Origin of the sequence: Microbispora sp. ZYX-F-249, from assembly GCF_039649665.1 — a bacterium.
Classification (GTDB): Bacteria; Actinomycetota; Actinomycetes; order Streptosporangiales; family Streptosporangiaceae; genus Microbispora; species Microbispora maris.
This window is the reverse complement of sequence record NZ_JBDJAW010000056.1, coordinates 12,787-37,805: the sequence shown is the minus strand read 5'-3', so window position 1 is coordinate 37,805 and position 25,019 is coordinate 12,787. Positions and strand designations below refer to the sequence as shown.

The window sequence follows — 25,019 nt, the reverse complement described above, 5'->3', positions numbered from 1 at the left end:
CCGCGACGCCGAACACCAGCCCGTCTCCGGGCACGAGCCAGAACCCCGGCTCCACGAGCGCGATCAGGGGGGTCGCCTCCGGCCGGTGCCTGGACGTGAACGGCGCGTCGCAGACCAACGGCGCGCAGGCCCAGATCTGGGACTGCAACGGCCAGTCCAACCAGCAGTGGACCTCCACCAGCGCCGGTGAACTGCGCGTCTACGGCAACAAGTGCCTCGACGTGAACGGCGGCGGCACCGCCGACGGCACCAGCGTGATCATCTGGGACTGCAACGGCCAGAACAACCAGAAGTGGCGCCTGAACTCCGACGGCACCATCACCGCCGTCGGGGCGAACAAGTGCCTCGACGTCATCGGCGCCGGCACCGCCAACGGCACGAAACTCCAGATCTACTCCTGCTGGGGCGGCACCAACCAGCAGTGGACCCGCGTCTGACATCACCACTCACTCACCGGGGGCGGCCACGACCTGGCCGCCCCTTTCCCCATGGCCGGCGGCTTTCCCGTGGCGGTGACTTTCCATGGGCGACGACTTTCCCCCATGGCCGGCAACGACTGCTCCGCCTGGTCGCCGCACCTCCTCGTCCCCACGTGCCCTCGCACCCGCCCGTCATCCCGCACGCCGGTCGCGCGCGGACCGTCGCCGGCGGGGCGCTACCGCCCGCCCGGCCGACGTTGTGAGAACACGACCACGAGCTCGAGCCGCCGGTGACGTCGTCCCTTGACGCGAGGCATGTTATCGGTAACTCTTCTCTCCATCGCAGAAGCGTCTGCGCCAGATTTCCGGGCAGCCCGCTGCCGCTCGACCAATTTCGCGCGGCGTACGGAGTGAAGCGTGATTGATGACATAGTTCCCCTCGCCTCGGCGCAGGGACGCCGGCGACGGACGGACCGCCGGTTCGCGCGGCACGTGCGCGCCACGGCCGAGGCGTACGCCCTGCTCGCGCCGAGCCTGATCGGATTCCTGCTGTTCCTGGTCGCGCCCATCTTCGGGGTGGCGGGGCTGAGCCTGTTCGACTGGAACCTGATGGGCGCGCCCTCGTTCGTCGGCCTGGACAACTACCGCGAACTGGCCGCCGATCCCGATGCGTGGCGGTCCCTGTTCAACACGGTCTACTACGTGCTGCTCAACATCCCGGCGCAGACCGTGCTGGCCCTGCTGCTGGCTCTCGCCCTGAACCGGCGGCTGCGCGGCGGCAGGGTCTTCCGCGTGGCCTTCGTACTGCCCTGGATGGCCATGCCCGTGGCCCTCGGCATCGTCTGGTCCTGGATCTTCGACCCGAGGCACGGCGTGGTCAACCAGGTGCTGGGCATGGTGGGGATCGACGGGCCGAACTGGCTCACCGACCCCGCGTGGGCCATGCCGGTGATCGCATCGGTGAACGTCTGGCAGTACACCGGCTACACCATGCTGATCCTGCTGGCCGGGCTGCAGGCGATCCCGCACCAGTTGTACGAGGCCGCGGCGATCGACGGCACCACGCCGGTGCAGCGGTTCTTCATGATCACCCTGCCGCTGCTGCGGCCGTCGCTGTTCTTCGTGCTGGTGACGAACACGATCGGGTCGTTCCAGGTCTTCGACACGGTCTTCGTGATGACCCAGGGCGGTCCCGGCGGCGCCACCGACGTGCTGAACTTCCACATCTACCAGCAGGGCTTCCAGCTCTTCCGGGCCGGGTTCGCCTCGGCGCTGGCGATGGTGCTGTTCGGACTGATCCTGCTGGTGACCGCGGCGCAGTTCCTCTACTTCCGCAAGCGCACCGTGTACGACTTCTCGTGAGGACCCGATGAAGAGGACCCAGCTGAAGAGGACGCAGCTGAAGAGGAGCGCGCTGTATCTCGCGCTCCTCATGGGCGCCGCGGTCGCGGTCGCGCCGTACCTGATGACGCTGAACTCGGCTCTCAAGGAACCCTCGCGGGTGCTCACCACCCCCGCGTGGGAGCCCGCCTTCCCCGCCACCCTGGGCAACTTCGCGAAGGTCTGGTCGGAGTACGACATGGCCGGCTTCCTGCTGCACTCGCTGGTCTACGCCGGGGCCGTCACGATCGGCCAGGTCGTCTTCAGCACGATGGCCGCCTACGCCTTCGGGCGGATGTCGTTCCCCGGCCGCGACGCGCTGTTCTGGGGCTACCTCGCGACGATGATGGTGCCGCAGATCGTCACCCTGGTGCCGCTCTTCCTCATCATGCGGGAGCTCGGGCTGATCGACACCTATCTCGGGTTGATCCTGCCCACCGCGTTCGGCACGCCGTACGGGATCTTCCTGGTGCGGCAGTACTTCCGGACGATCCCGAGGGACCTGGAGTCGGCCGCGCGGATCGACGGCGGGGGCACCTGGACCGTGCTCACCCGCGTCGTGCTCCCGCTGAGCCGCCCGATCCTCGCGACGCTCGCCACCATCACGTTCATCACGACCTGGAACACGCTGCTGTGGCCGCTGATCATCACCAACGGCGACGCGGTCAGGGTCGTCACGCTGGGCATCTCGGCACTGAAGGGCCAGTACTCCTCGCAGTACCACCTGATCCTGGCGGCCGCCGCCCTGGCGCTGCTCCCCCTCGTCGTGATCTTCCTGCTGTTCCAGCGGCACATCGTCCGCTCGATCGCCCTGACCGGGCTGAAGTAACCACCTCCACAGAGAAGAAGGGCATGCAGCTATGTCCAGGAAAATCGCTTTATCTACGGTCGCGATGGCGGCCCTCCTGACCGTGGCCGCCTGCGGCGGGGGTTCCGACGACTCCGGCTCGTCCGGCGGCGTCGTCACCCTGCGCTACGCGATGTGGGACGAGGTGCAGAAGCCGCCGATCGAGCAGTCGATCCGCGAGTTCGAGAAGGCCCACCCGAACATCAAGGTCCAGATCGAGCTGAACAGCTGGAACGACTACTGGAGCAAGCTGCAGACCCAGCTCGTCGGGCGCTCGGCGCCCGACGTCTTCTGGGACCACGTCTCCTACTTCCCCAAGTTCGGCAAGGAGGGCGTGCTCACCGACCTGGCGCCGCTCATCGCGCAGGACAAGGTGGACACCTCCGGCTACGACCCCAAGCTCGCCGAGGGCTGGAAGGTGGACGGCAAGGTGTACGGCCTGCCGAAGGACTGGGACACCATCGGGCTCTTCTACAGCGCCAAGGCCCTGAAGGACGCCGGGCTCACCCCCGCCGACCTCGACGGCCTCACCTGGAACCCCACCGACGGCGGCACCTTCGTCAAGACGCTGCGGAAGCTGACCGTCGACGAGAACGGCAAGCGCGCCGACGAGCCCGGCTTCGACCCCGGGAAGGTCAAGCAGTACGGCCTGGCCATGCAGGCGCCCACCGGCCAGCAGGACTGGTGGAACTTCGCGCTGCAGAACGGGTGCGAACTCCAGGACAAGCCGTGGGGCCGGTGGACCATCGACCAGCCGGCCTGCGTGCAGGCCATCCAGTTCGTCCAGGACCTGCGGCTGAAGTACCACGTCGCCGTGCCCGCCACGGTCACCAACCCGCCCAACGGCCCGTCGCTCGACCAGGTCGTCGGCCGCGGCGAGGCGGCGACCGCGATGGACGGAAGCTGGATGCTGCGCGCCTTCGACACCGCGCTTCCCGACGGCGGCTTCGGCGTCGCCGACCTGCCCGCGGGGCCGGTCGGCAGAGGCAGCGTCTACAACGGCCTGACCGAGGCGATCTACTCCGGGACCAAGCACCCGAAGGAGGCGTGGGAGCTCCTCAAGTGGCTGACCTCGGAAAAGCACCAGAAGGCCGTGGCTCAGGCGGGCGCCGTCTGGCCGGGGATCAGCTCGCTCAACGACGTCTTCGCCGAGGCGTGGAAGGCCAAGGGCGTGGACGTCACCGGGTTCAAGAAGGCGGCCGAGGGCACCACGATGGGCTACCCCCTGACGGAGGCGGCCGACACCTATAACGTGAAGGCGCTCGACATCTTCAACCAGGTCTGGCTCGGGCAGATGACGGCGCAGGACGCGGCGAAGAAAATCAACGACGAGGCGAACGCCGCCATCAAGTAGGCTCTGGAGCTATGGGAGTTACCGGTCACATGCCACCGCAGGACGCTTCTCGCGGCCGCTCGGCGAGCATCTGGGACGTCGCGCGTGTGGCCGGTGTCTCGCAGCAGACCGTCTCTCGTGTCATCAACGGCAAGGCCCGGGTCAGCGAGACGACCCGGGCCAAGGTCCTGCAGGTCATCGCCGAGCTCGGCTACCGGCCCAACAAGCTTGCACAGACGCTGGCGGGAGGCCCGGTGCGGTCGGTCACCGTACTGACCTCCGACACCGCCCTGTACGGCGCGGCCGCCACGCTGCGCGGCATGGAGGAGGCGGCCAGGACGGCCGGCTTCTCCGTCGGCATAAGCGTCCTGGAGCCGGACTCCCAGCAGGCGGACATCGCCCTGCGGCTCAACCGGCCCGGGGAGCCCGTCATGGTGATCGCCTACGACGACGCGGGCGTGCGGGCGCTCCGGGCGCTGCCGCCGGACGTCCCGGTGACCGCCGCCGTCGAACGCCGCCCCGACGAGGGCGACGCCGCGGACGGCGGCCCGTGGCAGGTCTGGCTGGACGACCGAGCCGCCGCCGCGCACGCGACCCGTTACCTGCTCGGCCTGGGGCACCGGACGGTCCACTACGTGGCCATCCCCTCCTCCACCAGCCCGTCCCCCCAGCGGACCCAGGGCTGGCGGGACGCGTTGCGCGCCGCGGACCGCCCGGTGCCCGAGCCGTCGCACGGGGGGTGGACGCCGCGCTCGGGCTACCTGGCCGTCCGCTCCCTGCTGGCGGACCGCTCGGTCACCGCCATCCTGTGCGGCAACGACGACCTCGCGCTCGGCGTCATGCGGGCCGCCCGTGAGGCCGGGCGGGACATCCCCGGCGACCTCAGCGTGGTGGGCTTCGACGACGCCCCGCCCTCGGCCTACCTCAACCCCTCGCTCACCACCGTCCGGCTCGACTTCGAGGGGCTCGGCCGCGCCTGCTTCGGCCTGCTGCACCGCAGGCTGGAGCCGCAGACCGCCCCTCCCGTGCCCGCCTGGAGCGAGCCGGAGCTCATCGTCCGGGAGAGCAGCGGCCCCGCCCCGTCCTGACCTCCGCGTCGTTCCGGATCGGGGTTCGCGCCCCTCGCCACCGGACGGCGCCCTCCTTCCCGAGCCCCGCCGCCCCCCGCAAGGCGGCGGGCGTTCGGCGTGTCCTCGTCTCCCCCCGCCCAAGCCCTCTTCGCATCGGAAGGCCAACATGATCGTCCACGACTCCGAACGCCGCCTGTGGGTGCTGTCCGGGCCGTCCTCCTCCTACGTCCTGCATCTCGACGACCATGACCGGCTGCGTGTGCTGCACTGGGGACCCCGGCTCACCGTCGCGCAGGCCGCCTCGCTGCCGCTGCTGCCGCGGCCGCCGTTCCGCCCCGTGGAGGACGCCGCCGAGGGCACGCTGGACCTGACCGCGACCGGCGGCCTGTTCTACGGGCACGCGGCCGTGCAGGTGCGCTTCGCCGACGGCACCCGGGATCTGGAGCTCGTCCCCACCGGCCAGCGCCGTACCGATCGGGAGCTGGTGCTGACGTTCGCCGACCGCCACTATCCGCTCACCGTCGAGTGCCACTACGGCGTGCACGAGGACAGCGACGTCATCGAGCGGCACCTGGTGCTGCGCAACGAGGGCGAACCCGTCACCGTCGTACGGGCCGACTCCGCGACCTGGGTGCTCCCCCGCATGGACGGCTACCGGCTCAGCTCCGTGCGCGGCCAGTGGGGCGCCGAGACCCGGCTGCACCGCACCATGCTGCCGTACGGCGAGACCGTGACGACGAGCCGGCGGGGCGTGACGAGCCACCAGGCCAACCCCTGGGCGATGATCGACGACGGGACGGCGGGCGAGGAGCACGGCGAGGTCTACTCCTGCGCGCTGGCCTGGAGCGGAAGCTGGCGGCTCACCGCGCAGCGGCTGCCGACCGAGCGGGTGACGCTCTCGGCCGGCGCCGGGCACGACTCGGTGACGCGGGAGCTGGGCGTCGGCGAGGAACTGGTCACCCCGGTGTGCGCGGGCCTGTACACCGACGGCGGCTTCGGCGCCGCGAGCCGCGCCTGGCACGACCACCAGCTGCGGCACGTGCTGCCGCACCCCGGCGAGACGCGGCCCGTGCTGTACAACTCCTGGGAGGCCACCGGCTTCGACGTCTCGCTCGACGGCCAGATCAAGCTGGCGGAGAAGGCCGCGCGGATCGGCGTCGAGCTGTTCGTGGTGGACGACGGCTGGTTCGGCGCCCGCACGCACGACGCGGCGGGGCTCGGCGACTGGCACCCCAACCCGCGCCGTTTTCCCGACGGGCTCGGGCCGCTTATCGACCGGGTGCACGAGCTGGGCATGCTGTTCGGCCTGTGGGTGGAGCCGGAGATGGTCAACCCGGACAGCGACCTGTACCGCGCCCATCCCGACTGGGTCATCCACCGGCCGCACCGGCGGCGCACCGAGCACCGCAACCAGCTCGTGCTCGACCTGAGCAGGCCGGAGGTGGCCGACTGGCTGTTCAGGACCCTGGACGAGCTGCTCGCCAAGAACGCCGTCGACTTCCTGAAGTGGGACATGAACCGCCCCTTCACCGAGGCGGGACCGGACGAGCGGCTGTGGACCGGCCACGTCCACGCCCTGTACGCCGTGCTCGACCGGCTGCGCGCCGCCCACCCGCACGTGCGGGTCGAGTCCTGCAGCAGCGGCGGCGGCCGGGTCGACCTCGGCATCCTCCGGCGTACCGACCAGGTGTGGGCCTCCGACGACACCGACGCCCTCGACCGGCTGGAGATCCAGCACGGCTTCACCCAGCTCTACCCCGCCCGGGTGATGGGCGCCTGGGTCACCGACAGTCCCAACCCCTACACCGGCCGGGAGACGCCGCTGGACTTCCGCTTCCACGTCGCGATGGCCGGCGTGCTGGGCATCGGCGGCGCCCTCACGGAGTGGAGCGACGCGGAGCTCGAACGGGCCGCGGAGCTGGTCGCCGACTACAAGCGGATCCGCCCGCTCGTCCAGCACGGCCGGCAGTACCGTCTGCTGCCTCCGGACCGCGAACTGTCGGCCGTGCAGTACCTCGCCCTCGACGGGAGTGAGACGGCCGTGCTCGTCCACCGGCGCTCCCGCCGCTTCGGCCATCCCGAGCCGGGCGTGCGGCTGCGCGATCTCGATCCCGGCGCCCGTTACCGCGACCGGTCCACCGGCCGGATCCACCACGGCGCCGTCCTGCTCGCCCACGGCGTGTTCCCCGACCTGGCGCCCGGCGACTACGCCAGCGCCCTGGTCCACCTGATCCGCGAGTAGGGAGGACGAAGACCAGGGCCGCCGGCACCGGCGAGGGGTGCCGGCGGCCTTTCACATCCCGGTGGCCGGGGCGGCGTCCCGGCCACCGGCTCGCGGCTCAGCGAGGGGTGAGGACGAGGCGGTAGGCGCCGCCGGCGTTCTGGTTCGCGATGGGGATCGTGACGCTGCCGTTGGTGACGGTGTAGGCGTTCGACCACACCTGGGTCGGCCCGGAGACGTTCGTCGTACGCCCCGACCCTGGCACGGACTCGAGAGTGGCGGTGACCGAGGAGCCGAGCGCGCCGATGCCGTCCACCCGGATCGAGCCGTTCCCCGACTGGCCGCCGAAGACGACGCTGAAGGTCCTGCTGCCCGCGTCGTAGGCGGCCACGCCGTCGTTGTCCGTGGTCGGGGTCACCTTGACGATGTTGCCGGTCTGGTCCGCGTACCACTTGTACATCCAGTACGACGCGGTCGGCCGGCCGTTGTACAGCAGGCCGTTGAGGGTGCCCGCCTCGTACCAGAACGCCCGCTGCGCGTCGCGCACGCCCGCGCGCTCGAACTGCGCCACGTAGTGGTTCGCGCTGCTGGGGACGTCGATCTCGCCGGTCGCCGCGTACTCGTTGATCGAGATGGGCCGCGGGGAGATGCCGAGCTCACGCTCCAGGTTCCGGTAGGCCTGGACGTTGCCCGTGACCTGCCGCCAGCCGCTCAGCTCGTGCCACGACACCACCTGGGGCAGCGTGTTCGTGGCCTTGGCGTTGCTGAGGAAGGACCGCATCCGGTTGACGTCCCAGTAGGAGTAGCTCGGCCCCATGATGGCCGCGTTCGGCTCGCTCTGCCGGATGCGCTGGTAGGTGCGGACCCAGCCCTCGTTGAAGGAGACGCCCGAGCCCGAGGGCCAGGTCCAGTCGGGCTCGTTCCACGGCTCCCACGCGTCGATGTTGGTGACGCCCGCCGACTTGGCCGCGGCGATCATCTTGTCGATCCGGCTGTACCAGTCGTTCCAGTTCGTCCACCAGTACGGGAAGCCGTCGAAACTGTCCGCCATGTCGACGGTGATCACCGCGCCGATGGCCGCCGCGTTCCTCCAGACGTTCAGCGTGTCGCCGATCGGCGCCGGAACGCCGTTGGGCCGGTGCTCGTGCAGCGGCGGGGGCTGACGCAGCTGCTTGAGCTTCAGCGGCTGCATGACCGACACCGGCGGGGTGTTCGCGTCGGACAGTCCGTAGAGGGTGCCCGAGCCGACCCGCGTGACCGGCCGCACGACGGTGGCCGCGTCGACGACGAGCGTGCCGCCGCCGGTTCCGGTGCCGCCGCCCCACTTCTGGTTGCTCTGGCCGTTGCAGGTCCACAGGATGACCGCGGTGCCGTTGGCCGTGCCGGCGTGGTCGACGTCCAGGCACAGGCCCGACTGCGTCCCGGTGATGGAGCCGTCGGCGTTCTGCCGCCATTTCTGGTTCGCCTGCCCGTTGCACGACCAGATGATCACCTGTGTGCCCGGCGAGGTCTGGTTGTTGTAGGCGTCCACGCAGCGCGTGCCGTTCATCGTCCGCAGCTCACCCGCCGAGGTGAACTCGAACCCCTGGTTGGCCTGACCGTTGCAGTCCCAGATGTCCAGCGGGGTGCCCAGTGTGTCGACGTTGCCCTTCACGTCCAGGCAGCGTCCCGCCGCGGCGCCGACCAGCGGGGCCACCGCCGCCGACGCGGGGGCCGCCCACGTCAGCGCGCTCGCCAGCATGGTCGCCAGGGCCGCCACGACGCACGCGGCTGCCGCCGGCGACGGCCGTCCACGGCGCGGCCGGCCGGATGACGGAGGGGATGTATCGCGCATGTTCTTCTCCTGGGGGTGGGAGACGGGCGAGAGCGGGCGGGGTCCCGCACGGGGTACGGGGCCGGCCGGAGCCGGTGCCGATGGGTGGACGGATGAAGGCCGGCCGCCACGCGCTCGCGGTTCTGCCGGAGTGGCCGGCGCCTTGCTTGTTTCCGGGAAGTTGAAAATGCGTTACCGGTAACATCAGGATTTAGGGGCTTCCCCAGCCCCATGTCAAGACCCCACCCGGGCGGCGGGCGCTCGATCGGCGCTGCCTGCCGATCGACGCCCGCCGACGGGCACCGGCTACGTACGGTTCACGAGAACGCGGGCGAGGACGACGGTGACGGCACCGGCCAGGACGACGGACAGCAGCCCGGCACGCAGGCTGATCAGGTCGGCGACGAACCCGACGAGGGGCGGCGACAGCAGGAATCCCCCGCGCAGCAGCCAGCTGACGACGGTCAGGCCGGTGCCGGCGGGGAGCCCGGGCAGCGCGTCGGCCGCGTGCATGGCGGCGGGCACGAGGGTGGCGAAGCCGAGCCCGGCCAGGGCGAAACCGGCCAGCGCGGTCGCGACCGACGGCACGGCGAGGGCGGCGCCCATGCCGGCGGCGGCCAGCACGCCTCCCGCACGGGCCACGGTGCGCTGGCCGAAGCGGTTCACGACGCGGTCGCCGGTGAGACGGCCGGCGGTCATGGCGGCCTGGAAGGCGACGACGGCCAGGCCCGCGGTGGCGGCGTTCGCGTGCAGGTCGCTGAGGAAGAGGGCGCCCCAGGACGCGCCCGCGTCCTCGGCCAGGGCGCCGCAGGCGGCGAGCACGCCGAGCACGGCGAGTATCCGCACGGCGGAACCGGTGAACGAGCGCCGGCCTCCGCGCCGGTCGGCGTGGGCGGCCGGGGCGATCGGGTGGCCGTCGGCGGCGGCGAGGTCCTGTGCTTCGGCGGACCGCTCGGCGTCTTCCGGGCCGGGCAGCAGGAACCGGTGGGCGATGACGGCGACGACGCTGAACAGCACCGCGGAGATGCTCAGGTGGACGGCGAGGGGGATGCGCAGACCGGCGGCGGCCGAACCCATCAGACCGCCGATGACCGCGCCGACACTCCACAGGCCGTGCAGCGAGTTGAGGATGGACCGCCCGTACAGGCGTTGCACCCGCAGGCCGTGGGCGTTCTGCGCGACGTCGACGACCGCGTCGAGAGCGCCCACCACGAACAGCGCGCCGCCCAGCGCGATCCAGTTCGGCGCGATGGGGATGACCAGCGTCGCGATCGTGGTCACGACGATCCCGAACGCCGCCACGCGCGCGGAACGGAACCGGCGGATCGCGGCGCCGGCCAGCAGCCCCGCCAGCAACGCACCGATCGAGGTGCCGGCCAGCGCGGTGCCGAGGACGGCGTTGCTCACCTCGAGATCCGCCTTGATCTGCGGATATCGCGGGACGACGTTGAAGAACACGGCGCCATTGGTGAGGAACAGCGCGGCGACGGCGGCGCGGGCCTGGCGCGCCTGACGAGTGGGTGCGGTCAGGGAGAGGGCGGCGGGCATGGGCTTTCCGATCACAGGGGTGCGGTCGAGGGAACGGCGCGCTTCAGCGCAGGTAACGGTCGATGGCGTGGCGGATCTGCTCGGGCGTCATCGGATCGGTCGACAACGCGCTGTGCAGCACGAGCCCTTCGATGAGCGCGTCCAGTTCCCGGGCCGTGGTGGGGTCGAAGTGGCGTTCCAGCGCCTGGCGGCTGCGCGCCATCCACGCCTGGGTGACGGCCCTCAGTGCCGGGTTGCGCGCCGCCGCCAGATACAGCTCCACGGCGAGGACGAGGTCGCGCTGGGCGCCGAGCAGGTCGTCCGACACGAGCGCGATGACGGCCTCGACCGCCGCCTCCCGGTCGCGGGCGGCTCGCATGCGCTCGTCGAAGACGCGGGCCACGGACTCGGCGTGCCGGGTGAACGCCTCGGCGAGCACCTCCTCCAGCGACGCGAAGTGGTAGGTCGTCGACCCCAGCGGCACGTCGGCGACGCGGGCGATCTCGCGGTGCGTCGTCCCGGCCACGCCCCGCTCGGCGATGACGGCCAGCGCCGCGTCGATCAGCCGGTCCCGCCGTCCGGGGTCGTGCCGGCGGGGCCGCCGTGGGACCGGCGGGAGGGGATCGGCGGCGGGGCCGCTCACGCCGAGCCCGGGCCGATCGTCCGGATCACCCGCGCGGGGTTGCCCACCGCCACGACGTTCGCCGGCAGGTCCCGGGTCACCACCGCGCCGGCGCCGACGACGCTGCCGTCCCAGATGGTGACTCCCGCCAGGACGATCGCCCCGCTGCCCAGCCACACGTTGTCGCCGATGGTGATCGGCTTGGCGGCCTCCCACTTCGCGCGGCGGAGCTCCGGGTCCACCGGGTGCGTCGGGGTGAGCAGCTGGACGTTCGTACCGATCTGCACGTCGTCGCCGATCGTGATCGGCGCGACGTCGAGGGCGACGAGACCGTAGTTGACGAACGAACGGGCGCCGATGCGGATGTGACTGCCGTAGTCCACCCGCAGCGGCGGCCGGATGTGCGTGTCCGCACCGATCTCCCCCAGCAGCTCGGCGAGCAGCCGCCGGCGCTCGCGGGAGTCGCGGGCGGGGGTGGTGTTGAACGCCTCCATCAGGTCCATGGCCCGCGACTGGTGCTCGGCCAGCTCCGGGTCGTCGGCGATGTACAGGTCACCGGCGAGCATCCGCTCGCGCATCGAGCGGCCGTCCGAGTCAGGCGCCATGTGTACGAGTGTACACACGATATGTACGCCCGTACGTATCCCCGTCCGGGCACGGCCGTGTGCGCGGCCCACCGCACCACGACGGGCATGCCGCTGCCGGCGGAGCCGACCGACGAGGAACTCGAGGCGCGGTGGCGCTCGGCGTGCCGGTCAGGGACCCGGACGGAAACGCCCCCGCCGGCCTGTCGGTGTCGAGGCCGAGCGGACGCTGCGACAAGCGTCGGCCGCCGTCGCCGGCCGGCATTCTCTCCCGTGTCGCGGGCGCCGTGGAGGCCGATTCCGCCCGCTCCGCCTGAACAGGCGGCGGCGCCCGCCCTCCGGCGGGCCGGCGTGCCCGCGTCCCCGTGGGAGGAGCGCGGCGATGACCAGCGCGGCCGCCGCCGCGACGGTCGTGGTGGTCAGCGCGAGCCGGAGCCCCTCACGGGACGGCAGCGAGAAGGCCCCGGCCGGCACGAGGTGGGCGGCCAGGACGGCGCTGATCACCGCGCTGGCCGAGGCCGTGCCGATGGAGCGCATGAGCGAGTTGAAGCCGTTGGCGGCGGCCGTCTCGGACGCGGGCACCGCGCTTATGATCGAGGCGGGCATGGCGGAGTAGCCGAGGCCGGCCCCGGAGGACACGATGGTCGCGGCGAGCACGATGTGCCAGACCTCGTCCATCAGGAACAGCGCGACGGTGTAGCCGGCGACCGCGCACAGGGCGCCGATCATGAGCGTCACCCGGGGCCCGTACGCGCCGGTGACACGGGCCGAGACCGGCGACAGCACCATCATCATCGCGCCGCCGACGGCCATGCACAGCCCCGCCTCGAACAGGGACAGCCCCATGCCGTACCCCGTGACGCCCGGAGCCTGGAGCACCTGCGGGAACACCAGGCTGGGCCCGAACATGGCGAACCCGAACGCGATCGACGCGATGTTCGTGATCAGCACTTCACGCCGGGCGGTCGCCCGCAGGTCGACCAGCGGGTCGGCCACCCGCAGCTCGACGAACCCCCACACGAGGAGGATCACCGCCGACGCCGCGAACAGCCCCAGGGTGAGAGGGCTGTCCCAGCCCCAGCCGCCACCCTTGCTCACCGGCAGCAGCAGGCACACCAGACCCGCAGACAACCCCGCGGCGCCGAGGAAGTCGAACCGTCCGCCCGTACGCAGCGGGGAGGCGGGCACCACCGCGAGCGTGAGAACCAGGCCCACCGCTCCCATGAGGGCCGCCGCCAGGAAGAGCATGTGCCAGTCGACGAGCTGTACGACGAGGGCGCCCAGCGGCAGCCCGATCGCGCCGCCGGCGCCCAGGGTGGCGCTCATCAGCGCCATGGCCGACCCGAGCCGCTCGGGCGGCAGCAGATCGCGCATGATGCTGATGCCCAGCGGGATGACGCCGACGGCACAGCCCTGCAGCGCCCGCCCGATCACCACCACGAGCAGCGAGTTCCCGGCCACGCAGACGAGCGACCCGGCGACCATCAGCACAAGGCTGACCATCATCAGGCGACGCTTCCCGTACATGTCGCCGAGCCGTCCGCTCACCGGCGTGAACACGGCCGAGGACAGCAGCGTGGCGGTGACGGCCCAGGAGGCGTCCTCCGCCGGGGCCGACAGCAGGCGGGGCAGGTCGGGGATGATGGGCACGACCAGGGTGAACATCATCGAGACGACCATGCCGCTGAACGCGAGCGCACCGGTGACGACACCGGATCTGGCACCCATGATGGGCGTCGCCACCGTGCTCCTTCCGTCGAGGACGATTCGCCACCCTAGCCGTCCGGCCACCTGGAGTCCCGGCCGGTCCCGGCCACCGGCCGGGCCGGCGATCGCGGAAGACGGGGTCCCGCTTCTGGGAGAAGGCCCGGATCGCCGCACGCGTGGCGGCGCCCTGGTGAGCAGGATGACGGCGCGAGTGTCACTCTGAAACTTTCGCGGGGGACTTGACACATTTCGGCATGATTTCCAGACTGTGTCCTCAAGGCGTCTTCCTCCTGCCCTGTGGTGGTGTGCGGTGAGGACCGCCGTTCGCGACGCCCCGGTGGTGTGCGTTCCCCGATCACGGGACGCGGCGTCGATCGCGCGGGTGACCCCGCGTGTCCGCTTTTCATACAACGGCTCCGTCGTCGCCGGCTGGCTCCACAACGTTCGGGTCGACCGCGAACCGCATCGCGGCACCTGACCGCTGCCCGCACCAGCCCCCGATGGCGGCCGGACATGATGATGAGGAGATTTCGAATGCGTCTGCCCTGGCGAGCGCGGTCACCGCGCCCCTCCGCCGCCGCGATCACGGCGCCGCCCCGGCGGGCCTCGCGCCGCGGCCTCGCGATCGGCTCCATTCCGGTCCTGCTGGCCGGAGCCGGCGCCCTGATGGCCACGCAGCCCGCCCAGGCCGCCGTCGCCTGCCGGGTCGACTACACCATCAGTTCGAGCTGGCCGGGCGGGTTCAACGCCAACGTCACCATCAACAACCTCGGTGACGCGGTCAACGGCTGGCGGCTGACCTGGTCCTTCGGCTCCGGCGAGCAGATCAGCCAGATCTGGAACGCCACCCACACCCAGTCGGGCTCGTCGGTGACCGCCACCAACGTCTCCTACAACGGCAGCATCCCCAGCGGGGGCAACACGACCTTCGGGTTCAACGGCTCCTCGAACGGCTCCGCTTCGGTGCCCACCTCGTTCTCCCTGAACGGTGTGGCCTGCACCGGCAGCCCGGGCTCGCCCAGCCCCTCCCCCACGCAGTCACCGTCGCAGTCGCCGTCGGCTCCTGCGTCCCCGTCCCCGTCTCCGTCGGCGACGCCGACCGGCGGCACGTGCGATCTCCCGTCGAGGTACCGCTGGAGCTCGACGGGCGCGCTGGCGACTCCGAAGTCCGGGTGGGTCTCGCTGAAGGACTTCACCAACGTCGTCTACAACGGCAAGCACCTGGTCTACGCGACGACGCACGACACCGGAACGCGCTGGGGTTCGATGAACTTCGGCCTGTTCACGAACTGGTCGGACATGGCCTCGGCCAGCCAGAACACGATGAACTTCTCGGCCGTCGCGCCCACGCTGTTCTACTTCGCCCCCAAGAACATCTGGGTGCTGGCCTACCAGTGGGGCGGGACCGCCTTCTCCTACCGGACCTCCAGCGACCCCACCAACCCCAACGGCTGGTCGGCGCAGCAGACGCTGTCCACCGCGAGCATCTCCGGCTCCGGCACCGGCCCCATCGACCAGACGCTCATCGGCGACGGCCAGAACATGTACCTGTTCTTCGCCGGCGACAACGGCAAGATCTACCGCTCCAGCATGCCGATCGGGAACTTCCCGGGCAACTTCGGCTCCAACTACACGACGATCATGAGTGACACGACGAACAACCTGTTCGAAGGCGTCGAGGTCTACAAGCTCCAGGGCCAGAACAAGTACCTGATGCTCGTCGAGTCGATCGGCTCCCAGGGCCGCTACTTCCGCTCGTACACGGCCACCAGCCTGGGCGGAACGTGGACCCCGCAGGCCACGAGCGAGAGCAACCCCTTCGCCGGCAAGGCCAACAGCGGCGCCACCTGGACCAACGACATCAGCCACGGCGACCTGGTGCGCACCAACCCCGACCAGACCAAGACCGTGGACCCCTGCAACCTGCAGCTGCTCTACCAGGGTCGCAGCCCCAGCTCCGGCGGCGACTACGGCCTCCTGCCCTACCGGCCGGGCGTGCTGACGCTGCAGCCCTGACGGCGTGACCCGGGTCCGGCCCGGGTGTTCGCGACGGTCGAGGCCACCCCGAATCGGGTGAGCGTCGGCAGAGCCGCGATCACGGCCGGGCGGGAACGGCGTGGCGGGCTCGGTGACAGCCGAGCCCGCACACGTCGACGCCGTTCTCCAGGTCGGTCAGCACGGCCTCCGACCCGGAAGAATGCAAGCATGGCTGAACAAAGCATTTGGATGCAGAAGGTCGCCGCCGACCCCGATCACTCCACCTGGTTCATCGAGCGCTTCCGTTCCATGGCTCGCGCCGGTGACGATCTCGCCGGGGAAGCCCGCCTCGTGGACGCCCTGGTGCCGCGCCGCGCCCGCATCCTCGACGCCGGATGCGGATCCGGCCGGGTCGGCGGCGCCTTGGCCGAGGCCGGCCACGACGTCGTCGGTGTCGATGTCGACCCGGCTCTGATCGAGGCGGCCGAGCAGGACCACCCCGGGCCGCGCTGGCTGGTCGGCGACCTGGCCGAACTCGACCTCCCCGCACAGGGCATCGACACGCCGTTCGACGCCGTCGTCTGCGCCGGGAACGTGATGCCGTTCCTCGCGCCGAGCACCCGTCGTGAGGTGCTGAGACGGTTCCGTGCGCACCTCGCGCCGGACGGCCGCGCCGCTGTCGGCTTCGGCGCCGGGCGCGACTACGAGTTCGGTGAGTTCTTTGCGGACGCGGCCGCCGCGGGGCTCGAACCCGACCTGCTGCTGTCCACCTGGGACCTGCGTCCGTTCAGGGACGACTCGAACTTCCTGGTCGCCCTCCTCCGTCCCGCCTGACCCGGGCCCCGTTCACGCGCGGGGAGACGCCGTCGGTCAAGGCGCGAGTGTCTCCACCGCGAGCAGGTCGCGCATCGACACCATGCCGATCAGGCGCCCATCCTGGTCCACCGGGATGTGACGGATGCCGTAATCGAGCATGCGGCGGGCCACCTCGCGCGTGTCCTCGTCCAGGGTCGCGGTCTTGATGTCCGACGACGCGCACATCCCCGCGCTCATCGCGGCGGGGTCGGCGGACGTGGCGAGCGCCGTCACGAGGTCCCGTTCCGTGATCACTCCCGCGACCCGGTCCGCCTCGAGCACGGCGAGCGCGCCGATGTTCTTCTCCGTCATCCGGCGCGCCACCTCGGGCAGCTTCGCGTTCACCGGGCAGCCGAACACCATTGGACGGTAAACGTTGGCGATACGCATGCGGCCTCCCCTCCTCACCAGCACATCCAGCCAACCACACCGCCCGGCCACGCCCGTCGCCCACCAGCGTGCTATTCGCCGTACTTCTTCGCGTAGAGCACGATGAGCGTGTCCTGACACACGGGCCCAGCGCCTATCCCCGCTGTAACCGCGCCAGCCAGTCCCCGATCACGACGAAGTCGCTGCCCGTGAGACCACGGCGAGGGTCCACCCGGTGGAGGTGGGCCCGGGCATTATGGTGCACGGACACCGTGGCGAGGATCGATTCTGGCCAGCAGCGGATTCGCGCCTTCAGCCACCAGCGGGATCCGCGGGGCGGCGACTCCGACGGGATGCGCTTCAGGCACACCGAAGGGGATGAGGGGGCCGTCGACGTCGAGGAACAGCACCGGACGGTCCGACGAATCAGGCATTTTCGCAGACCAGCTCCGACGAACGCGCCATGCGCGGAGGCAGCCGGCATCGTCACCCGGCGCTGAGGATGAGGGCGGGGACGGCCCGGTCAGGCGTGGGCGGCGGGTGCGCCCCCACGAGCGCGTGGGCGGCACCAGAAGACCAGCGCGACGAGCAGGGCGAGCACCAGAGCGCCACAGGCCCAGACGAACACCGACGAGATGGTCCCGGCGAGACCACCCGTGCCGTGCGTGAGCGGGATCAGCATCGTGGCCAGGCCGAACGAGCCGCCGATCGTGAGGGCCGTCTGCAGCACCCCCGCGGTGACCCCGGCGTACTCCTGCGGCGCGGTGGTCAGGACGATCATGTTGACCGGAATGATCGCCACGCCGACGCCGAGCCCCATGACGACGAGGGCCGGGAGCACGCCGCCGGCGTAGGTGCTGCCGCCGTCGAGGCGGGTCAGCCAGGCGACTCCGGCCAGCACCACGAGCAGGCCGGCCACGGCACGCGTCTTGAGCCCGAACCCGGCGATGTACCCGGTGAGGATCTGGGTGCTGACGAGCAGCGCCAGGCCGAAGGGCAGGATGGCCAGGCCGCTCTGCAACGCGTTGAGGCGCAGCACCCCCTGGAGGAACTGAACCAGGTAGATCAGGAAGCTCGTGAGGACGGCCGCGAGCAGCAGCAGGGCGAGGAAGGCCCCGGCCCGGTCGCGGCCAGCGAACACGTTCAGGGGCAGCAGGGGCTCGGCGGCCCGCCGGTCCACCAGCAGGAGAACCACGGCGAGCACGACGGCGGCGCCGAGGGCGGTCAGCGTCCAGCGGTCGCCCCAGCCCTTCTCCGCGGCGTGGACGAGGCCGTACACGGCGACGGCGAGGGTGGCGGTGCTGAGCAGCGCGCTCGGCATGCCGAGCGGGCGGGACCGGGTCGCCTCGTCCCGCAGGCCGAGGGCCCGGACGGCGACCGCGATGATGACCAGGCCGACGGGCACGTTCACCAGCAGGCTCCAGCGCCAGTCCCCCGCCCACGTGAGCACGCCGCCGAGCACCATGCCGGCGGAGGCGCCGAGCCCGGTCACCGTGGAGTAGAGGCCGAGGGCCCGCTGCTGGCGCTCCCCCCGGAAGACGATCGCCAGCAGCGCCAGCCCGGTGGGACCGGCGATCGCCGCGCCAGCGCCCTGCAGGACGCGGCCGGCGAGCAGCACCTCCAGGTCCGGCGCGAGCCCGGCGATCAGGGAGGCCACCACGACCAGCCCGATCCCGAAGAGGAAGACCCTGCGGTGCCCGAGCACGTCGCCGAGGCGGCCGGCGAACAGCAGGAGGCCGCCGAAGGCGAGGAAGAATCCGTTCGGCACCCACGATCCCCCGGCCACGGACAGGTGGAGGTCGGATTGGAGGGCCGGCAGCGCGACGTTCACGATCGTGCCGTCGAGCTGGAGCATGAACTCCGCCCCGACGATCGCCGCGAGCACGAGGACCCGGGCGCGGCCGGCCGGCGACACATGGGCCGAGGCGTCGCCGGAGACACGTTCGGTGGTCATGGAACCTCCACGGTCCGCTGGCGGAGAGCAGCAGGGCGAGGCAACCTCAGGTTAGCGGGCACATCTATACTGAGGTCGTCTCAGGTTATTGGGCAAGATTTAAGCTGAGGCATCCTCAGGATGTCAAGCGGGAGGTACCGGTGAACGGCAAGCCCTACATCGCCCAGCGTCCCAAGCGGGCCGACGGCCGGCGCAACTACGACGCGATCCTGGCCGCGGCCCGCAAGGCGTTCGAGAGCGCCGGTGCCGACGCCTCCCTGGAGGAGATCGCGAGCCAGGCGGGGGTCGCGATCGGCACGCTGTACCGGCACTTCCCCACGCGGGCCGCACTCGTGGAGGCCGCGACGCGGGACGGCCTGGAGAACCTCGTCGCCCACGCCGAACGGCTGGCCGCCGGGCCGGACCCGCTCGAGGCGCTGCTCGCCTGGATGCGCGAGGCGGTGGTCCACTTCAGCACCTTCCGCGGCCTGGTGGGCATCCTCGCGCAGAGCATGTACGACGAGGGCACGCCCTCCCACACCATGTGCAGCGCCATGCACCGCAGCGGCGCGGACCTGCTGCGCGCCGCCCAGGCGGCCGACAGGGTACGGCCCGACCTGACCCCCGACGAATTGTTCGACCTTCTCAGCGGCGCCGCCTGGGTGCGCGAGCAGGCGACCCCGGACCGGGACGGCAGCGCCCGCTTCCTCGAACTGGTGCTGGAGGGCATCACCACGCGAGGCTGACCTTCCGCCCGACGCCGGGCCCGAGTCATGGATGCGGGAACCGGCAGGCGGCGCCCCGGAGCGCGGCCCCCGTCAACGTCACGTCAGCTTTCCGCGGCGCGGCGTCGAGACTCCATAGCGAGGGCGTTTCCGCTGGTCGCGGTGAACCTGACGTCGTCTTCGTGGAGTCCTTTGAATGGCATGACATGCTCAAAGACCCGTTATATGTGCCGGTTCGCCGTAGCACCTTCTCCCTGGCGCTACGCCTGTTCCGAACGACCGCGGGCACGCGGACGGTCGCGGCCTTCACCTCGCCGCTCCTGCTGACCAAGGTGCTGGGCAGCGGCCACATCTGGATCCGCCTCAGCGAGCCCGCGCTGAGGAGCTTGATCAATGATCTCGGCGTGATCGGCATCGTCATCGACCCCGCCGGCACGACAAACCGGTTGATTTCCAGGAGCGCCAGTTAGCCGACTGTGGACGCGGGGCCTGCGCTCGAGGTCCGGCTCCGCCTTGCGCAGCACCTCGCGGGTGAGCGGGGGAAGCCGCGCGCTCCGCTCGTACGGCTCGGCGGCGGTGATCTGGGATCCGAGGTGGCAGTGCAGGCCGACCAGCTCCAGGCGTGGCCGGCGGAGGATACGGCTCACCGCCTCCCCCGCACGCTCGGCTACCAGCCGGGGATCGCGGCGCTCGAACCGGCCGGAACGAGTCGCGGCCGGCGGCCTCCGGAGGGCCCGCCCACCTCGTACGGGCGGCCCGGTACAACGGAGATTCCGGATCCCGCGTCTTCGCTACGCTGACACCCGTGTCGATCGATTCCGGTTTCCTCTGCTCCTGCTGCGGCGGGCGCCATGACGAGCTCCCGCTGAGCTACCACATGCCCGCGCCCGCCTACTGGAGCCCTGAGATGACCGGCGTGCCCGGCAGCGTGCTCTCCTCCGACCAGTGTGTGATCGAAGGAGAGCACTTCTTCGTCCGCGGCCTCATCGAGATCCCCGTCATTGACACGGACGAGACGTTCACCTGGGGCGTATGGGTCTCGCTGAGCCGGGACAACTTCGCGCGGATGGGCCGGCTGTGGGAGACCCCGGGCCGTGAGTCCGAACCTCCCTATTTCGGCTGGCTCTCCTGCGAACTGCCGGTCTACGAACCGACGACGCTCAACCTCAAGACCAACCTTCACACGCGGCCGGTCGGAGTACGCCCATTCATCGAGCTGGAGCCCACCGGCCATCCCCTCGCCGTCGAGCAGCGGACCGGCATCACCCCCGCCCGCGTCCGGGAACTGGCCGAAACCCTTCTCCACCCCGGCCACCAGGATCAGAGCGGATAGCAACCCCGGCGAATCGGCGTTTCGGCGGCCGCCGCGACAACGTCAATGTCAGCGACTGCTCCCGCCCAGGCGGCGACCTGCAGCACCAGCGCGCAGATCGGCACCAGCGGCGGCACCGGCTGGGCGTTGTGCAGCGGCACCGAAGTGACTCAGACACGGGTCGTGCTCTTCCGCCGGGATAGTAGCGGTGGCGTCACCATGGTTCACGCCCCTGGGTTGCCAATTCGGTTGAATCAAATGCCCCATGCAGCAGCAGCTCGTGGCCGATATCGGTCGGATATCAAACGATCTGAGCCGACCACAAGCTCTCGCAGGTCGCGGCAGGGCATACAGGAACAGCTCGAATAACCAACCAGGCGACTGAATGAAAGCAAGGCCGAAAGACCCTTCGTCATCACCCGTCCGCTCCGTCACAGACGGGTGATGACACTTCTGCGCGCCGTCGAGCGGGGCGGCGGCTACCGCGAGGAGCGGTAGGGCGCCGGCCGTCCGCCCGGGGCCTGGTCATGCCGGGTAGGCGTGGGTCTCGGTGGCCTTGACCGAGGCCCAGATCCGCTGGCCCGGGCTCAGGTCGAGGTCGGCCAGGGCGGCGGGGGTGATGTCGGCGAAGGCACTGATCGGGCCGTCGAGGTGGACGCGGACGTTGTCACCGTGCCGCTCGATGCCCTCGATCGTGGCCTGCCACAGGTTGCGGGGGCTGCCGTCGGGACGGGTGCGGTAGAGGGCCACGGCGGCGGGCGAGAAGGCCACGAACGCGGGCCCGTCGAGCTGTTCGGAGGCGTGCAGCAGCAGTTCGCCGACCTTGACCCGGGCCCCTTCGCCCCGCCCCCGGTGCAGGTTGAGCCCCACGAGGCGGGCGACGTAGTCGGTGCGCGGACGGCGGGCGACCTCCGCGGGCGCGCCCTGCTGGACGACGCCGCCGGACTCGACGACGATCAGCCGGTCGGCCAGCACCATGGCGTCGAGCGGGTCGTGGGTGACCAGCACGGTGGCGCCGTCGAAGTCGGCCAGGTGGCGGCGAAGCTGGGAGCGGATCTCCAGCCGGGTGTGCGCGTCCAGCGCCGCCAGCGGCTCGTCCAGGAGCATCAGCCGGGGTCGTACGGCCAGGGCCCGGGCGAGGGCGACGCGTTGCGCCTGTCCCCCGGACAGCTGGCGGGGTTTGGCCGCCGCCCGGTCGGCCAGGCCGACGCGCTCCAGCAGGGTCGCGGCGAGGCGGCGCGCCTCGGCCTTGGACACGCCCTGGCAGCGCGGCCCGAAGGCGACGTTGTCGAGCGCGGACAGGTGCGGGAACAGCAGGTAGTCCTGGAAGACCATGCCGACCGGGCGCTGCTCGGGAGCCAGGCGGTGCAGCGGCCGGCCGTCCACACTGATGTGCCCGCCGGACATCGGGGTCAGCCCGGCCAGGGCGCGCAGTGCGGTGGTCTTGCCCGCGCCGTTCGGCCCGAGCAGCGCGACGACCTCGCCCGGTGCGACGTCCAGCGTGATGTCCAGGGTGAAAGCGGGTCGACGGACGACCAGGGCCGCCCGCAGGCCGCCGGGGGTCATGGGCTGTTCACCCACCGATCGCGCAGGCCGGCCAGGATGACCACGGAAACGGTCAGCAGGACCAGGCTGAGTACGATCGCCGCCTCCGGCTCGGTCTCCAACGCCAGATAGACGGCCAGTGGCATCGTACGAGTGGTGCCGGGGAAGTTGCCGGCGAAGGTGATGGTGGCGCCGAACTCGCCGAGCGCCCGTGCCCAGCACAGCACCGCCCCGGCCACGACGCCGGGCATGATGAGCGGCAGGGTGACCCGGCGGAAGACGGTCCAGCGGGAGGCGCCCAGCGTGGCCGCCGCCTCCTCGAACCGCCGGTCCGCGGCGCGCAGCGCCCCCTCGACGCTGATCACCAGGAACGGCGTGGCCACGAACGCCTCGGCGACGATCACTCCGATGGTGGTGAAGGGCAGCGTGATCCCGAAGGCTGACTCCAGCCACTGACCGATCAGCCCGCGCCGCCCCAGCACCAGCAGCAGCGCCACACCGCCCACCACCGGCGGCAGCACCAGCGGCACGGTCACCAGGGCCCGCACCACCCGCCGGCCCGGGAACTCCACCCGGGCCAGCAGCCAGGCCAGCGGCACCCCGAACAGCACACAGACGGCCGTGGCGGAGGTGGCGCACAGCAGCGACAGCCGCAGCGCCTCCAGCACCTGCGGCTCGGCCAGCCGCCGGAGCAGCGTCGGCCAGGGCGCCCGGATCAGCAGCCCGGCCAGCGGCAGAACCAGGAAGGCCAGCCCCGCCACGGCCGGGAGCACCAGCATCCATGGCAACCGAGCGGAGACCTCACGGCGTCCGGCTGCGCCGCTGCGGGACGTGTCTGGACGGGCGGTCATGGGATCAGGGCGCTTCGAAGCCGGCCGTGGTCAGCACGTCCTTGCCCTGCTGCGACAGCACGAGATCGACGAACTGCTTGGCCAGGTCACCGGCGGGAGCCTTCGACAGCGTCGCGATCGGGTAGTCGTTGATCGCCTTGTCCGCCTCGGGGAAGTCGATGCCCCGCACCTTGCCCGCCGCGGCGATCACGTCGGTCGTGTAGACCAGGGCGGCGTCCACCTCGCCCAGCTCGACCTTGGTCAGCGTTGCCTTGACGTCCTGCTCCAGGGTGACCGGAGTGACCTTGAGCCCGGCCGCGTTCAGCGCCCTGACGGCCGCCGCCCCGCACGGCACCTGCTCGGCGCACAGCGCCACCTTCACCGTGGGATCGGTCAGGTCCTTCAGCTCGTCGACCTTGGCCGGGTTGTCCTTCGGGACGGCGATCTCCAGCTTGTTGCGCACGAAGGTGGTCGGCGCGCTCGCCGGCGACGCGTCCGTGACGGTCTTCATCGTGGCCGGGCTCGCCGCGGCGAACACGTCGGCCGGGGCGCCCTGCACGATCTGCTGCGCGAGTGTCGCGCTGGAGCCGAAGTTGAACTTCACCGTCGTGCCCGGGTGTGCGGTCTCGAAGGTCCTGCCGAGCTCGGTGAACGTCCCGGTCAACGACGCGGCCGCGAAGACGTTCAGCTCCTTGGCCCCGGCGGCCGCCGCCGTCGACGCCGAGGACGTGGCCGGTTCCTCCGAGCCGCAACCGGACAGCCCGGCGATCACCAGCGCGACGGGCACGGCGACCGCCCATCGCGAGAGGCGCCTGAACACCAAGGGAGCTCCTCACGGGCCGGCGGCCACGCGCTCGTGGCCGGGAATCTCGACGACGACGTTGGTGGACTTGATCACGGCGACCGCCACCACCCCCGCCTCCAGGCCCAGCTCGTCGGCGGCCTGCCGGCTCATCAGCGACACCACCCGGAACGGCCCGGCCGCGATCTCCACCTGAGCCATCACCGCGTCCCTGATGACCTCGGTGACGATCCCGCGGAAGCGGTTACGCGCCGAGGACCGCCCGCCGTCACCGGTCGTCTCGACCTGCGATCGGGCGAAAGCGGCCAGGTCGGCCCCGCTGATCCGTCGATGGCCGTGCTCGTCCCGTACGGCGGCCAGCCGGCCCGCGTCCACCCATCGGCGGACGGTGTCGGAGCTGACCCCGAGCAACACGGCGGCCTCGCTGATCCGGAACGTCGTCACAGTCCCTCACCATACCCATTGCATGTGCCAGCCTGCATACCCGTATTCCATTGCAGCAGCGGCACGATCTCCTCCGCTTGCATGGCATTCGCGGGATCCGCGAGCATGCGCGCCGTCGCTTGGCTCCGCGCATCGCCGGTCGCGACGTCGGCACGTCGAGCACTTGCCCGAGTGCCGTGCCACGAGTGTGACCGTTGCGGTGGCACTCCCCGCATCCGGTGGTCCCGCCGCTCAGCCGGGATCTGCAGGATGGCCGGCGCGTCGGGCGGATCCGGCGCGTCCGCTCGCATCGGCACACGCCCAGCCCGAGCGGGGTGGCCGGCGCGGCCCGCGGGGACTCGGCTCGCGGTTCGCGTGTGCGAGCAGCTGGAATCGAAGCGATTCAAAACGGGGCACCGGTGGTTATCCCAAGAAACAGCTCCTGTTAACAAGCGTGTAACGGTCATTGACGTCACAGCGCACGACTCCCACCCTGTGAGCGTTCACAGATCCCGGTCTTTCACCGTCCATGCGTGTCCCTCTGTTCGGAGACACACGTGGGAAGACCCAGGTGCACGGCTGTTCGAGGATGGAGCATGACCTGCGCTGCGATCCCCATTCGGGACCGGTGCGACCGGTCTCGGGAGCGAGCCGGAAGCGCCGCGTGTGCGGTGTCGAAGGGCTCCTGCGTGACCCCTTCCGGCATGAATGTTTCACGCTCTTTG

The 25,019-nt window shown here is 71.1% G+C and carries 23 protein-coding genes; 11 read left to right on the top strand and 12 right to left on the bottom strand.

All coding sequences use genetic code 11. From position 1 onward, the window contains the following. From AAH991_RS36620 to AAH991_RS36595, 6 genes are all read left to right on the top strand, one after another. Positions 1–437 (top strand): RICIN domain-containing protein (locus AAH991_RS36620; protein WP_346230538.1); only part of this gene is annotated, 437 nt, incomplete at its 5' end. Positions 438–836: 399 nt separating this feature from the next. Further along, the gene (locus AAH991_RS36615; protein WP_346230537.1) at positions 837–1,781 is read left to right on the top strand and encodes a carbohydrate ABC transporter permease; all 945 of its coding nucleotides are present in this window, start codon (positions 837–839) and stop codon (positions 1,779–1,781) included. Positions 1,782–1,788: 7 nt separating this feature from the next. Further along, complete coding sequence (locus AAH991_RS36610) at positions 1,789–2,628, top strand: carbohydrate ABC transporter permease (protein WP_346230536.1); 840 nt, start codon at positions 1,789–1,791, stop codon at positions 2,626–2,628. A 64-nt stretch (positions 2,629–2,692) separates the two neighbouring features. Then, complete coding sequence (locus AAH991_RS36605; RefSeq protein ID WP_346230535.1) at positions 2,693–4,000, top strand: ABC transporter substrate-binding protein; 1,308 nt, start codon at positions 2,693–2,695, stop codon at positions 3,998–4,000. Between the two features lie 29 nt (positions 4,001–4,029). Further along, positions 4,030–5,067 carry a LacI family DNA-binding transcriptional regulator gene (locus AAH991_RS36600; RefSeq protein ID WP_346230534.1) on the top strand — a complete coding sequence of 346 codons (1,038 nt, stop codon included), beginning with the start codon at positions 4,030–4,032 and terminating at the stop codon, positions 5,065–5,067. 148 nt (positions 5,068–5,215) lie between these two features. After that, on the top strand, positions 5,216–7,291 hold the full coding sequence (locus AAH991_RS36595; RefSeq protein WP_346230533.1) for an alpha-galactosidase: 2,076 nt from the start codon (positions 5,216–5,218) through the stop codon (positions 7,289–7,291). A gap of 97 nt (positions 7,292–7,388) precedes the next feature. Here the strand turns inward: AAH991_RS36595 and AAH991_RS36590 are convergent, their stop codons facing one another. From AAH991_RS36590 to AAH991_RS36570, 5 genes are all read right to left on the bottom strand, one after another. Then, positions 7,389–9,104, bottom strand: a complete 1,716-nt coding sequence (locus AAH991_RS36590) for a lectin (RefSeq protein ID WP_346230532.1) — start codon at positions 9,102–9,104, stop codon at positions 7,389–7,391. 285 nt (positions 9,105–9,389) lie between these two features. Further along, positions 9,390–10,631, bottom strand: coding sequence for an MFS transporter (locus AAH991_RS36585; RefSeq protein ID WP_346230531.1), 1,242 nt, complete (start codon positions 10,629–10,631; stop codon positions 9,390–9,392). Between the two features lie 43 nt (positions 10,632–10,674). Next, positions 10,675–11,253 carry a TetR/AcrR family transcriptional regulator gene (locus AAH991_RS36580; RefSeq protein WP_346230530.1) on the bottom strand — a complete coding sequence of 193 codons (579 nt, stop codon included), beginning with the start codon at positions 11,251–11,253 and terminating at the stop codon, positions 10,675–10,677. Beyond that, positions 11,250–11,837 carry a sugar O-acetyltransferase gene (locus AAH991_RS36575; RefSeq protein ID WP_346230529.1) on the bottom strand — a complete coding sequence of 196 codons (588 nt, stop codon included), beginning with the start codon at positions 11,835–11,837 and terminating at the stop codon, positions 11,250–11,252. The genes AAH991_RS36580 and AAH991_RS36575 overlap by 4 nt, the downstream gene beginning before the upstream one ends. A 150-nt stretch (positions 11,838–11,987) precedes the next feature. Next, positions 11,988–13,559 carry an MFS transporter gene (locus AAH991_RS36570; protein WP_346230528.1) on the bottom strand — a complete coding sequence of 524 codons (1,572 nt, stop codon included), beginning with the start codon at positions 13,557–13,559 and terminating at the stop codon, positions 11,988–11,990. Positions 13,560–14,057: 498 nt separating this feature from the next. Between AAH991_RS36570 and AAH991_RS36565 the strand changes: the two genes are divergently transcribed. Both AAH991_RS36565 and AAH991_RS36560 read left to right on the top strand, forming a co-directional pair. Continuing rightward, the gene (locus tag AAH991_RS36565; protein ID WP_346230527.1) at positions 14,058–15,539 is read left to right on the top strand and encodes a non-reducing end alpha-L-arabinofuranosidase family hydrolase; all 1,482 of its coding nucleotides are present in this window, start codon (positions 14,058–14,060) and stop codon (positions 15,537–15,539) included. Positions 15,540–15,728: 189 nt separating this feature from the next. Further along, positions 15,729–16,334, top strand: coding sequence for a class I SAM-dependent methyltransferase (locus tag AAH991_RS36560; protein ID WP_346230526.1), 606 nt, complete (start codon positions 15,729–15,731; stop codon positions 16,332–16,334). Between the two features lie 36 nt (positions 16,335–16,370). Here the strand turns inward: AAH991_RS36560 and AAH991_RS36555 are convergent, their stop codons facing one another. Next, positions 16,371–16,745, bottom strand: a complete 375-nt coding sequence (locus AAH991_RS36555; protein ID WP_346230525.1) for a CBS domain-containing protein — start codon at positions 16,743–16,745, stop codon at positions 16,371–16,373. Between the two features lie 502 nt (positions 16,746–17,247). Continuing rightward, entirely contained in the window at positions 17,248–18,678 is a 1,431-nt protein-coding gene (locus AAH991_RS36550; protein ID WP_346230524.1) for an MFS transporter, read from the bottom strand. A gap of 140 nt (positions 18,679–18,818) precedes the next feature. Between AAH991_RS36550 and AAH991_RS36545 the strand changes: the two genes are divergently transcribed. The 3 genes from AAH991_RS36545 to AAH991_RS36535 all read left to right on the top strand — a co-directional run bounded on the left by AAH991_RS36545 (position 18,819) and on the right by AAH991_RS36535 (position 20,715). Continuing rightward, complete coding sequence (locus tag AAH991_RS36545) at positions 18,819–19,403, top strand: TetR/AcrR family transcriptional regulator (protein WP_346230523.1); 585 nt, start codon at positions 18,819–18,821, stop codon at positions 19,401–19,403. Between the two features lie 161 nt (positions 19,404–19,564). Further along, positions 19,565–19,852, top strand: a complete 288-nt coding sequence (locus AAH991_RS36540; protein WP_346230522.1) for an SAV_915 family protein — start codon at positions 19,565–19,567, stop codon at positions 19,850–19,852. 335 nt (positions 19,853–20,187) lie between these two features. Beyond that, positions 20,188–20,715: a DUF2199 domain-containing protein gene (locus AAH991_RS36535; RefSeq protein ID WP_346230521.1), complete on the top strand. Its 528-nt coding sequence runs from the start codon at positions 20,188–20,190 to the stop codon at positions 20,713–20,715. On the opposite strand, the gene AAH991_RS36530 is transcribed toward AAH991_RS36535, so the two are convergent. From AAH991_RS36530 to AAH991_RS36510, 5 genes are all read right to left on the bottom strand, one after another. Continuing rightward, the gene (locus AAH991_RS36530) at positions 20,703–20,855 is read right to left on the bottom strand and encodes a hypothetical protein (protein WP_346230520.1); all 153 of its coding nucleotides are present in this window, start codon (positions 20,853–20,855) and stop codon (positions 20,703–20,705) included. The two genes, AAH991_RS36535 and AAH991_RS36530, sit on opposite strands and share 13 nt — an antisense overlap. Positions 20,856–21,219: 364 nt before the next feature. Beyond that, positions 21,220–22,260: an ABC transporter ATP-binding protein gene (locus AAH991_RS36525; RefSeq protein ID WP_346230519.1), complete on the bottom strand. Its 1,041-nt coding sequence runs from the start codon at positions 22,258–22,260 to the stop codon at positions 21,220–21,222. After that, positions 22,257–23,090, bottom strand: a complete 834-nt coding sequence (locus AAH991_RS36520; RefSeq protein ID WP_346230518.1) for an ABC transporter permease — start codon at positions 23,088–23,090, stop codon at positions 22,257–22,259. Before AAH991_RS36520 ends, AAH991_RS36525 begins: the two co-directional genes overlap by 4 nt. 4 nt (positions 23,091–23,094) lie before the next feature. Continuing rightward, on the bottom strand, positions 23,095–23,892 hold the full coding sequence (modA, locus tag AAH991_RS36515) for a molybdate ABC transporter substrate-binding protein (protein WP_346230517.1): 798 nt from the start codon (positions 23,890–23,892) through the stop codon (positions 23,095–23,097). A 9-nt stretch (positions 23,893–23,901) separates the two neighbouring features. Beyond that, positions 23,902–24,315: a TOBE domain-containing protein gene (locus AAH991_RS36510; RefSeq protein ID WP_346230516.1), complete on the bottom strand. Its 414-nt coding sequence runs from the start codon at positions 24,313–24,315 to the stop codon at positions 23,902–23,904. Positions 24,316–25,019: the final 704 nt, after the last annotated feature.